General features: G+C 34.3%; 12 protein-coding genes. 6 read left to right on the forward strand and 6 right to left on the reverse strand.

The window, feature by feature from the left end; genetic code table 11:
• Positions 1-26: 26 nt before the first annotated feature.
• On the forward strand, positions 27-1,097 hold the full coding sequence (locus RT250_RS00760; RefSeq protein WP_313111230.1) for a branched-chain amino acid aminotransferase: 1,071 nt from the start codon (positions 27-29) through the stop codon (positions 1,095-1,097).
• A 100-nt stretch (positions 1,098-1,197) separates the two neighbouring features.
• On the opposite strand, the gene RT250_RS00765 is transcribed toward RT250_RS00760, so the two are convergent.
• Positions 1,198-1,584: a pyrophosphohydrolase domain-containing protein gene (locus RT250_RS00765; protein ID WP_313111232.1), complete on the reverse strand. Its 387-nt coding sequence runs from the start codon at positions 1,582-1,584 to the stop codon at positions 1,198-1,200.
• Between the two features lie 142 nt (positions 1,585-1,726).
• Between RT250_RS00765 and RT250_RS00770 the strand changes: the two genes are divergently transcribed.
• Positions 1,727-1,915, forward strand: coding sequence for a hypothetical protein (locus RT250_RS00770; protein WP_313111234.1), 189 nt, complete (start codon positions 1,727-1,729; stop codon positions 1,913-1,915).
• A 77-nt stretch (positions 1,916-1,992) separates the two neighbouring features.
• On the opposite strand, the gene RT250_RS00775 is transcribed toward RT250_RS00770, so the two are convergent.
• Entirely contained in the window at positions 1,993-4,032 is a 2,040-nt protein-coding gene (locus tag RT250_RS00775) for a dipeptidyl-peptidase 3 family protein (protein ID WP_313111235.1), read from the reverse strand.
• 152 nt (positions 4,033-4,184) lie between these two features.
• Here RT250_RS00775 and RT250_RS00780 point away from each other — a divergent pair, with 152 nt between their 5' ends.
• A complete protein-coding gene (locus tag RT250_RS00780; protein WP_313111237.1) occupies positions 4,185-5,243 on the forward strand; it encodes an SRPBCC family protein in 1,059 nt (352 codons plus the stop codon).
• A 1-nt stretch (position 5,244) separates the two neighbouring features.
• Complete coding sequence (crcB, locus tag RT250_RS00785; RefSeq protein ID WP_313111239.1) at positions 5,245-5,625, forward strand: fluoride efflux transporter CrcB; 381 nt, start codon at positions 5,245-5,247, stop codon at positions 5,623-5,625.
• On the opposite strand, the gene RT250_RS00790 is transcribed toward crcB, so the two are convergent.
• The 3 genes from RT250_RS00790 to RT250_RS00800 all read right to left on the reverse strand — a co-directional run bounded on the left by RT250_RS00790 (position 5,612) and on the right by RT250_RS00800 (position 7,238).
• Positions 5,612-6,217, reverse strand: a complete 606-nt coding sequence (locus RT250_RS00790) for a DUF1684 domain-containing protein (RefSeq protein WP_313111240.1) — start codon at positions 6,215-6,217, stop codon at positions 5,612-5,614. The genes crcB and RT250_RS00790 overlap by 14 nt on opposite strands.
• A gap of 285 nt (positions 6,218-6,502) precedes the next feature.
• On the reverse strand, positions 6,503-6,700 hold the full coding sequence (locus RT250_RS00795) for a DUF1328 domain-containing protein (RefSeq protein WP_139855061.1): 198 nt from the start codon (positions 6,698-6,700) through the stop codon (positions 6,503-6,505).
• A gap of 94 nt (positions 6,701-6,794) precedes the next feature.
• Positions 6,795-7,238: an Lrp/AsnC family transcriptional regulator gene (locus RT250_RS00800; protein WP_313111244.1), complete on the reverse strand. Its 444-nt coding sequence runs from the start codon at positions 7,236-7,238 to the stop codon at positions 6,795-6,797.
• A gap of 117 nt (positions 7,239-7,355) precedes the next feature.
• On the opposite strand from RT250_RS00800, the gene RT250_RS00805 reads away from it, so the two are divergent.
• Together RT250_RS00805 and RT250_RS00810 are read left to right on the forward strand one after the other, a co-directional pair.
• A complete protein-coding gene (locus RT250_RS00805) occupies positions 7,356-7,751 on the forward strand; it encodes a hypothetical protein (protein WP_313111246.1) in 396 nt (131 codons plus the stop codon).
• A 79-nt stretch (positions 7,752-7,830) separates the two neighbouring features.
• Positions 7,831-8,436, forward strand: coding sequence for a hypothetical protein (locus tag RT250_RS00810; protein WP_313111248.1), 606 nt, complete (start codon positions 7,831-7,833; stop codon positions 8,434-8,436).
• Positions 8,437-8,517: 81 nt separating this feature from the next.
• On the opposite strand, the gene RT250_RS00815 is transcribed toward RT250_RS00810, so the two are convergent.
• Positions 8,518-11,943: a methylmalonyl-CoA mutase family protein gene (locus RT250_RS00815; protein WP_313112162.1), complete on the reverse strand. Its 3,426-nt coding sequence runs from the start codon at positions 11,941-11,943 to the stop codon at positions 8,518-8,520.
• Positions 11,944-11,984: the final 41 nt, after the last annotated feature.

Below are 11,984 nucleotides of genomic sequence, written 5' to 3' on the forward strand. Positions count from 1 at the left end.
ATTTTTACCGAATAAATGAAAAATAAATGAATTCTTCTATTACTCCAAAATTAAATATAATTAAAACAGAAACTTCTAGAGTTAAAGAAGTTGATTTTGACAACCTTGTTTTTGGAAGCACATTTACCGATCACATGTTCGAATGCGATTTTAAAGACGGCGAATGGCAAAATCCAACAATTAGACCGTACGGTAATTTATCAATCTCACCTGCTGCGAAAGTCTTTCATTATGGACAAGCCGTTTTTGAAGGAATGAAAGCCTATAAAGATGAGGATGGTAGAGTTTGGTTATTTAGACCACATGAAAATTTCGATCGAATCAATAAATCGGCTAAGAGATTAGCAATACCTGAATTTCCTCGTGATATTTTTTTTGAAGCTTTGACCACGCTAATACGTATGGATAAAGAATGGATTCAACCCGGTCTTGGTAATTCATTGTACATTCGTCCATTTGTAATGGCGACTCAAGTTGGAGTTTCTGCTTCCCCATCAACTGAGTATAAGTTTATGATTTTAGCAGCTCCTGCTCAAGCATACTATACTGGTGATGTTAGAGTTGTTATCGCAGATCATTACAGTCGTGCTGCAAACGGTGGTGTAGGCGCTGCAAAAGCTGCTGGAAACTACGGGGCACAATTTTACCCAACAAACCTTGCCCGTGAAAGAGGATTTCACCAAGTAATTTGGACTGACGATAGTGAACATAAATATTTAGAAGAGGCAGGTACAATGAATGTTTTCTTTAGAGTAAATGACACTTTGATTACCGCTCCTGTCAGCGATAGAATTTTGGATGGTGTAACCCGAAAAAGTGTTATTGAAATTGCAAAACACAATAATATAGATGTGGAAATACGTCCTGTATTAGTGTCAGAAATTGTAAAAGCTGCACAAGACGGAAGTTTAAAAGAAATTTTTGGTGCGGGAACTGCAGCAGTTATAAGCCCTGTAAGTGCTATTGGCCATAAAGATGATGTTTACGAACTCACAAAACCCGAAGACAGCTACTCTACTCAATTTAAAAAAGACTTAATGAGTATCCAACACAACATTACTGAAGATCCATTTGGTTGGAGATTTGAGGTAAAGTAAAAAGAAACAACAAATTAAAAGTGCTGGCTTAGTACTTAAATATAAAATCCAAATTCCAAAGGTTCTAACCATCTGGAATTTGGATTTTTCTTTTTATAATTTATTTTTCAAGTATCTCTTTAATTTTTGGCTGAAAATAATTTGGGCCTTTTAAAACTTTGCCATCCTCTCGGTAAATAGGTCTGCCATCTGCTCCTAACTTACTCATATTACTTCGTTGAATTTCGTCAAAAACCTCTTCAATTTTATGTTGCATACCATGTTCAATTATGGTTCCACATAAAATGTAAAGCATATCACCCAAGGCATCTGCAACCTCAACTAAATCGTTATTATTTGCAGCTTCAAGGTACTCTTCATTTTCTTCTCGCATTAATTTGTAACGCAATAGATTTTTTTTAATTCCAAGATCAGCAGTTGGAGCATCTTTCATACCAAGACCAAATGCTTTGTGAAATTCTGTTACTGCAGCTATTCTGTTTTTCATTGTATTTTTTTGAGGTTAGACTTCTTCAATTATTGAAAAAAGAATTAAAATACAGGTTTTCAGAATTTACATTGATTCTTATAAATCCTGAATCTTGTTTGCACTTTAATCCTTACTTTTACAGCCATAAAACTACAAATTTATGTTCACAACTGGTCAATGGGTTTTTACGGCTTTGTTTTTTACTGTTTTTGTGATTATCATAGCTTTTAGCTATCGAAGCGATAAAAAACTTCATAAAAAATACTACAAAGGAAGTATTTGGGTTTTGATTGGTTTTATAGCTTTTGTATTACTCTTAGTTATGGTTAAAACATACTTTAAACCTTAAATTGAGTTCTATTTATTTTAAAACAAAAAGCGCTTCGGAAATTCCGAAGCGCTTTTTTTATAGGTTGAAAACTAAAATTAGTTTACAGCAGGCAAATTACTATAGTTTTTTGCATAGTATAACATCTGCTCAGCAAATGTTTTAGGCTGCTCAATTGCAAAGCTTTCAATTTCGCCATTATCATTCATTTTAGGAACAATTACAGGATTAACAAATCCGCTGTAAGGCGCAGATGTAAACTGCTTATTACGCTCTAAAATTGCTTTATGAAGGTCGTAATCTACTTTTACACCATAAGTTTCAACAAGATTTTCTACAGCTGCATAATCTCCTTCACTCTTAATTCTTTGAGTTTCGCGTAGTAACTGTCCGAATAAATCGTGTAATTTATCATAATCGTTAATATTGTAGTAAGTTTTGCCATCACGAGTAACTTTTTCAATTACGTTGTCAGCTTTTCCTTTTTCGTAAACCCAAGAAGACACCCACTGACGGTTACGCATATGTGCTTGAACAACATCATCACCAAGGTTAAGACGTATCAACTGCGTCATTAAACCATTTCTGATATAACCATCATAAGCAGCCATTCCCACTTTTTTCCAATCATCAACCAATCCTAACTCTTGTAATTTTGGAGTGTATAAGTAATATAATCCTACTAAATCTGCACGACCTTCTTCTAAAGTTGAAGCGTAATTCTTAAGTGTTTCCTTTGTTTCACCTACACCAGGATTTAATTGTCCTGAAGCGTGACCAATTACTTCGTGAAGTGCTGTGTGAAGTTTGTCGGCTGCTTGTCCGTATTCTTTTTCTAATGCTAGCTCTTCGTCATCGTGAACAAATTCTTTTAATCTTCCTGAACTACCCGCGTTATTGTAAGCTTCAATAATGTTACCCAAAGAAACTGACTTACTTCCTACCGCTGCACGAATCCAGTTGGCATTTGGAAGGTTTACACCAATTGGTGTACTTGGAGAAGCATCACCAGCTTCACCTGCTACGTTTACTACTTTATATGTAACACCTACCACATTTTTCTTTTTGTGCTCTTCCATCAATGTTGAATTATCTTCAAACCATTGTGCATTTTCAGAAAGTACAGCCATTTTTTCAGACATATCAAAATCTTTAATCTGTACTATGCTTTCGTAAGTACCTTTGTACCCTACTGGATCCTGATAAACTTCAATAAAACTGTTGATGTAATCAATATTTCCTTCCGTAGCAGCTGTCCAAGAAACGTTGTAATCGTCCCAGGTTTGAAGATCTCCTGTTTTGTAATATTCTATTAACAAACCAATAGCATCACCTTGCGCTTTATTTTCAGCTACACCTTGAGCTTTTTCAAGCCACTCGATAATTCTATCAATTTCCTCGCCATAAAGTCCACCTGACTTATAGACCAATTCTTTTACCTCTCCATTCTCTTTAACTAGTTTTGAATTTAGACCAAAAGACAATGGCTTTTGCGGGTCTGGAGACTGCTTTTTTGAATAAAAACTTTCTACATCTTTAGTAGTAACCTCAGCTCCGTAAAAGTTCACCGCGCTTTTAGCTACGTTATCAATACCTTTAGACTGATCAACTTTTGTAGCGTCTTTGTCATTAAAAATTACTTCAAATGCTTCACCTTCTAAAGTAGTGTTTGTATCGCTTAATAACTGCTTTAGATAATCTGAAGAGAATTCAGGCTTAATCTTGTTGCTTGCATAATGGTGGTGAATACCGTTACTAAACCAAATTCTTTTTAAATAAGTTTCAAAGTTGTTCCAATCATCTGAAGACTTATCACCCTCATAATTTTGATACACATTTTCTAAAGCCTTTCTGATAGTAAGGTTGTGTCTATAATTCTGATCCCAGATTATATCTCTTCCCTCTAATCCTGCTTGAGTAAGGTAATAAACTAGTTTTTGTTCTTTCAAAGAAAGTTTTTCCCATCCTGGGATTTGGTAACGCAAAACTTTGATATCTGCAAATTGCTCTACTGAATAATCAAAATCTTTAATTTCTTCAGTTTCTACTTGTGCAGTTGGTTTTTCATCTTTTTTCTCATTACAAGAAAAAAACAACAAACCACTCATTGCCATCGCAATAAATAAGGTTTTCTTCATTTTATTTAAATTTTTATTAAACACAAATGTACTAAAATATTGGTCTCTATATTAACTGGTTTATCATGAATGAAATAGCAGAGGTCTATATGTAAAAGCTTAGATGAAATTTCCGTATCTTAGCACCTACAACCAACACCAACCTTAAAAACATGAAAATAATTAAGTATTTACTTTTTCTTATTCTCCTAATAGTAATTGGCGGTGCCATTTATTTTGGAACACAGGACGGCTCTTACGACATTAAAGATTCAATGGTTATTAAGGCACCTCCAGAAGTAGTATTTAATAAAGTAAATGATTATAGAAACTGGGAATCTTGGGGGCCTTGGAAAAAAGAAGATCCTACAATTAGATTTACGTACGCCGAAAAAACTGCAGGCGAAGGTGCCTCCTACTCTTGGGATGGTGAAATGAATGGTTCAATGAAAACTACCAAGGTTATCCCTAATAAAGAGATCGAACAAGATTTAACGTTAGAAACTCCAGGAGGAGCGCGTCACCCTAAAGTATTTTGGAATTTTGAAGAAGTTCCTGAAGGCACCGAAATAACATGGAGAATGAAAGGAGAACACACGCTACTTGATAAGTTCTTTTTCTCGATAAGTGGAACCGATTTTAAAGCTCAAGTTCACGAAATGAATATTACTGGATTAGAAGGAATTGCCAAAGAGGTAGTTGAAGATATGAAGAAATATTCGATAAATGTAGATGGACTTACACAATACGGCGGTGGATATTATATGTACACAACTTCCGTAGCTAGAATGCAAGAACTAGGTGATAAAATGGAACCAATGATGACACAAGTATTAGATTTTGTTTCAAATAATAACTTAAATATGTCGGGGAAACCTTTTACCTTATACAATCAAGTTGACGAAGCAAACAATACTGTTATTTTCTCGACAGGTGTTCCAGTAAGAGAAAAAGTAATTACCCCTGAAGGAAGTCCAGTTGTTTGCGGATTTATGGAACCAATTTCTGCAGTTAAAATTTCTCTAAAGGGAAACTACAACCACTTACCAGAAGCTTATACTAAAGGTAACGAATACATTAAAAAGAATAGTTTAGAAATAGACCCTGAGGGTAAAAAATTCGAAGTTTACATTACAGATCCAAATGAAACTGCCAACCCTGCTAATTGGGTAACAGAAGTTTATATCCCGATTATAACATCTCCAAAACCTGATTTGCAAGTAGGTATTTAACATGAAACAACTTGTTTTAGTTTTTATCGGTGGTGGGTTAGGAAGCACATTTCGCTATGGACTATCTAAATTCCTGAACAATTCCGAAACAGGTATACCTTACGGTACATTTGCCGCCAATATTCTTGGAAGTTTATTAATTGGAATAATACTAGGACTCGCTTTAAAAAACCAAACCCTTTCTCAGAATACAGTTTTATTTTTAGCTACCGGGTTTTGTGGTGGATTTACTACTTTTTCAACCTTTGCTTACGAGAATCACTTATTCTTAAAAAGCGGAGATATTATGTCATTCGCTTTATATACAATCGCGAGTTTTGTAGTTGCATTTGCAATGGTTTTTATTGGGATGTGGGCTGTGAAGTTTTTTAATGTTTTCTAAAGTCTTTAACCCCAGCTTCAATTCGAATTAACAAATCGTTTTCTTTAGGAGGTATTGGGCAAGAATACTTTGGGTTATAGGCACAATAAGGATTATAGGCTTTATTAAAGTCGATTACAAAAGTATCTCCTTCAGGAATTCGCTGGTCTAAATACCTTCCTCCACCATAGGAACCGTCTCCACTTGTTAAATCGGTAAACGGCAAAAATAGATAATCCTCGTATCCAGGTTCACTATAGGGTTGTGTGTTTTTAAAAAGACTTAAAATAAAATCCTTTCCATCAATACTAAAATGGGCTTCTCCATATTTTACATATTCTGGAGTTCTAGCAGTAGTGGTCGGCATTAAAAATGGTTTTTCATCTGAGGTACGCACAAACCTAGCATTCACTATATATTTTTTATCTATTGGATAAAATTCCAATTCTTTAAAAGTTTGAAAATCTTTGGGAGTGAGAATTGTGGTTTCGGGATTAGCGAATTCACTGTTTAGTTTTATCTGTGCTTCTAGACTTTCTAAGACTAAGACTTCATTCTGAGCAAAACCTAAAATTGGAATTTGTAATAATGCAAATAATAATAAATTCTTCATAAATAGTTTTTAGTAAAAATAGAAAAGAATTCTAAAATTCGTAATTATTTATAGACAAGAAGAAAAAATATATAACATTTGAATTTCGCATCAATTAATAACTTCTAATACTCAACTTTTACAAAGCATTCATTGAATTGTATGGCACTTATATACAAGTGATAAATATAATCGCTACTGGCTAAATAAAAACACTATAGCTTGGAAATGAGAATACAGGAGAAAAATAGCCCTACTATATGCTTTATTAAATCATTTAAACAAAAAGTAGGTGAAATACCGACTTTAAGATTGTGACTCTTTTTTAAGCCTTTTATTTTTACGACTAACAATTACAGCATCTAAACAAGAAATCATCAAAGCTATTCCTGCAAACAAACAAATAATTCTGACCAATTTATCACCAGGAAATTCTAAACCTGTAAATCCTAATAGTGCGGTAACAATAGTTATAATCAAAAAATGAATAGTATAGTTTTTCATGGTATATGTTTTAATTAGAGTGTCAAAAATACTTTATACATAGCTCCACAAATCTTAATAAGATTCTAATTGTAACAATTTTAACATCAGTCAATTATTTTACAGGTTTTAACGCGTTGTTTTTTACTACATGTGAAAGTACTATCTGAGTTTTGGTTTCACCATAAAAAATAAGTTGGTCTATAAATGACTCTAAATGTTTTTGATTTTTTAATACAACTTCCATTACAAAATTTTCATTTCCTGTAATGCGATAGCAGTTTATAACCTCATCGTATGTTTTTACTATTTCAAGAAAAGGTTTTAGTTTACCCATAAAAGCGCGAAGTGTGATAATGGCCTTAAATTGATACCCAGCTTCCATAGGAGAAACATCTGTAAAATAACCAGTTATGATATTAGAGTCCTCCATTTTTTTAATACGTTCAGAAACTGCAGGAGAGCTAATACCTACCTCCCTCCCAATTTCGGTATTTGGCTGACGTGCATTTTTTTGAAGACACTTCAGTATTTTCCAGTTTAAAGAATCTATACTCATATTAAAGTTTTAATCAAATTTTACTTAATATTTAAAGCAAATATACGCTTTTACTTTAATTTCAATTATGAATTGAGGTTTCTTGTCGCTAAATTTGATACACTTTAAAAATATAAAATGTCAACTCATACTTACGGAAATAATAAACATTCAGCGATGTATCTAAAGGCAATGGAAATTTTTTCATTAGCTCGTAACATTTCTACATACCTAAGTTATGATTTAGCAGGAATTCAGAAAAACGGAAAAGAAGATCCTAATATTTATTTTAGTGGGGATATTGTGCAACAATCGGTATCGCTTGGACCTAAAATTCTAAAAGCAGAAAGCCATCCTTTTTCTGAAGAAAAGCAGAAGCATGCAGCTTCTGTGATTCACTTATCTAATTTATTGTATAAAAACTGTGAACGCTTAGAGAAAGTTAATAGTAATGGTAAGGACTTTTTACCATTACTTAGAAAAGAAATCAAGAAATTTCGAAAACTTCAACATACCTGGCAATTAACTCTTTAACATTTAGAGTTCTACTTTTCATTTTCTATATCAGAAACCTATCGTTACCTTTGTAAAAGGAAATTATTAATGCCTTTTTATGTTTGACGACGACGATTTTGATTCTATGGAGCACTACAATCACGTAAGGCAAATGCCTATTTATATAAAAGCCGAGGAAATTTCAAACCTCGTTTATCACCTAGTAAAATCTGTAGAAAACACAGATATAAAGTATAAACGCAAAGGTGAAAAGAAATTAATGGAATATAATTTGAGTTATATGATGGAAAACTCACTTATTATTCCAACCAAAATTATGGGTGCGGAAAGCATTGACACTTACGACCTTAAAATGGAAAATGCCACTATAATTCGTAAGTCAGCTCGCGAAATTATCAACGACCTACAAGGCATTGAAATGCTAGGCTTTGATGAAATTGAATACCTAGATTTACTTCGAAAAGAAGTCGAAAATTTCCGAATTTTATTTGCAGAGTGGGTGAAAACTTTTGACCCATGGGATTATACTATAGATCGCTGGGGACTTTTTAATCCCCCAGGTATAAATTACGACGATCATAGTCCTGAAGAAGATATCCCTTTTGATTCAGAAAATATTTTTGAAGATTTTTTTGATGATTACGAAGACGAAGATTGGGAAGATCTAGAGGATGAAGATAGCGAAACCGAAGAAGAGGAATAACAGCAATTTTTATTTTTAAAATATAAGCCCCGATAATCTAAAACTAAGATTGTCGGGGTTTAATATTATAAATTATTAACTCTACATATTACGTCTATACTGCCCACCAACTTTAAATAAGGCTTCGGTAATTTGACCCAACGAACAAACCTTGGTTGCCTCCATAAGTTCTTCAAATATATTTTCATTGTGAATCGCGGCGGTTTGCACTTTTTCAATTGCATCCATTGCTCTTCCTTTATACATTTTATGAAGACTTTGAAGTGTTTTAATTTGAACTTGCTTTTCTTCCTCGGTCGCGCGAATTACTTCAGCGGGTAAAACGGTTGGCGAACCTTTACTACTTAAAAAAGTATTTACACCAATAATCGGGAATTCACCGTTGTGCTTTAAAGTTTCATAATACAAGCTCTCTTCTTGAATTTTGCTGCGTTGGTACATAGTTTCCATTGCACCCAGAACTCCTCCACGCTCAGTGATACTATCAAATTCTTTTAATACAGCTTCTTCTACTAAATCGGTTAATTCTTCAATAATAAAAGATCCTTGAATTGGGTTTTCATTTTTGGCAAGCCCTAACTCTTTATTTATAATTAACTGAATTGCCATAGCACGACGTACACTTTCTTCTGTAGGTGTTGTAATAGCCTCATCGTAAGCGTTTGTATGCAGTGAATTACAATTGTCATAAATAGCGTAAAGCGCTTGTAACGTAGTACGAATATCATTAAAATCTATTTCCTGCGCGTGTAATGAACGTCCAGAAGTTTGAATGTGATACTTCAGCATTTGAGCTCTTGAGTTTGCACCGTACTTCTCCTTTAATGCTTTTGCCCAAATCTTTCTAGCTACTCGACCAATAACTGCATATTCAGGGTCGATACCATTACTAAAGAAAAATGAAAGGTTTGGACCAAACTCGTTGATATCCATACCACGGCTCAAGTAATATTCTACATAAGTAAAACCATTTGCTAGTGTAAATGCCAACTGAGTAATTGGGTTAGCTCCTGCTTCAGCAATGTGATAACCACTAATGGAAACAGAATAGAAGTTTCTTACTTTCTTTTCGATAAAATACTCCTGAACATCCCCCATCAATCTAAGTGCAAATTCTGTAGAGAATATGCAGGTATTTTGCGCTTGATCTTCTTTTAAAATATCTGCTTGAACGGTGCCGCGAACTTGCTGTAGTGTTTCGTATTTAATTTTGTTGTAAATATCAGCATCTAACACTTGATCTCCCGTTACACCAAGTAGCATCAATCCTAACCCGTTATTTCCTTCTGGCAGCTCTCCATTGTATTTAGGACGTTCAATACCTTTATCCTTGTAAATTTTGTTGATTTTCTTTTCAATATCTGCCTCAAGACCGTTTTCAACAATATACTTCTCACAATTCTGATCGATAGCAGCATTCATAAAGAACCCTAAGAGCATAGGTGCAGGACCATTAATAGTCATACTCACAGAAGTCATTGCGTGACTTAAATCAAAACCAGAGTAAAGTTTCTTGGCGTCGTCTAAACAGCAAATTGACACTCCTGCATTCCCAATTTTCCCATAAATATCTGGTCTTAAATCAGGGTCATTACCATATAAAGTAACACTATCAAAAGCAGTAGAAAGTCTTTTGGCAGGCAATCCCATGCTTACGTAGTGAAAACGTCTATTTGTACGCTCGGGTCCACCCTCACCTGCAAACATTCTTGCAGGATCTTCCCCAGTTCTTTTAAAAGGATATAAACCAGAAGTATATGGGAACTCTCCAGGAACATTTTCTTGAAGTACCCATTTTAAGATATCACCCCAAGCTTGATATTTTGGCAAGGCAACTTTTGGGATTTGCGAATGTGAAAGCGACTCGGTATGTGTTTCAATCTTAATTTCTTTGTCGCGAACTTTAAAACTATAAATTGGATTTTTATATTTATTCACTTTTTCATCCCACCCGGTGATAACTTCCCAGTTGTAAGGATCTAAATTCAATTTTTCACGATCAAATTCAGCAAGTAATAATTTTAATAAATCTTTATTTGTTTCCGAATCGTTGATAAATTCAGAAACTATCCCAGCTTTATCCAATTCTGGTGTTTTTCCAGAAATCGATTCTATAGCTTTATAGATTCCATATAGTTTTTGGGCAACTTCAGATTGCTCTGAAGCTTTTTTATCGTAAGCTCTGTTGTTTTCAGCAATTTCAGATAAGTATCGAGTTCTTGATGGTGGAATAACAAATACTTTCTCATCCATTTCTTCTGGAACTTGAAAATCACTTTTAAGATCTCCCTCAGTTTTTTCTGAGATGGTTTCCATTATTGCTTTATACAGCGTGTTCATTCCAGGGTCGTTAAACTGGGACGCTATTGTTCCATAAACAGGGAGCTCGTCTTGTGGAGTTTCCCATAGGTGATGGTTACGTACATATTGTTTTTTAACATCGCGTAGGGCATCTAACGAACCGCGCTTGTCAAACTTGTTAATTGCCACTAAATCGGCAAAATCTAACATATCAATTTTCTCAAGCTGAGTTGCCGCCCCAAATTCGGGCGTCATTACATATAGTGAAACATCACTGTGCTCTAATATTTCGGTGTCGCTTTGTCCAATACCTGAAGTTTCAAGTATAATTAAATCAAAGTTAGCAGCTTTTAAAACCTGAATAGCTTCTGCTACATATTTAGACAAGGCAAGATTACTTTGTCTTGTAGCCAAACTACGCATATAAACTCTTGGAGAGTTAATAGCATTCATTCGAATTCGATCCCCTAGTAAAGCCCCACCTGTTTTTCTTTTTGAAGGATCTACAGAAACTATTCCAATAGTTTTTTCAGGGAAATCTATTAGAAATCTTCTTACTAATTCATCAACTAATGAAGATTTACCAGCTCCTCCTGTTCCGGTAATTCCTAATACAGGAGTTGTATTTTTTTCGTTTATTTCGTGTATTTTATCAAGCGCATCTTTTGCAATTTCAGGAAAGTTTTCAGCAGCAGAAATTAAGCGAGCAATAGTACCAATCTCTTTTTTGGGAAGGTTTTCAAGTTCATTGCTTAGTTTGTCACCAATAGCAAAGTCTGATTGTTCTACTAAATCGTTAATCATTCCCTGTAACCCCATTTCTCTACCATCATCTGGCGCATAAATACGAGTGATACCGTAATCCATCAATTCTTTTATTTCAGAAGGAAGAATCACACCACCACCACCACCAAATATTTTGATATGGCTCGCTCCTTTTTCATTAAGGAGGTCGTACATATATTTAAAGTATTCATTGTGCCCTCCTTGGTAAGAAGTCATAGCTATAGCATTCGCATCTTCTTGGATGGCTGTATTTACCACTTCTTCAACACTGCGGTCGTGACCTAAGTGTATAACCTCAACACCAGTGGACTGAATAATTCGTCTCATTATGTTAATAGCGGCATCATGTCCATCAAAAAGAGATGCTGCAGTTACAATACGTACTTTATGTTTTGGGGTATATGGCTTAATATTTTGCATAATCATTTCTACTTGTAAATTATTAGGCAAATTTAATTAAA

Origin of the sequence: Aequorivita sediminis, from assembly GCF_032080575.2 — a bacterium.
Classification (GTDB): Bacteria; Bacteroidota; Bacteroidia; order Flavobacteriales; family Flavobacteriaceae; genus Aequorivita; species Aequorivita sediminis.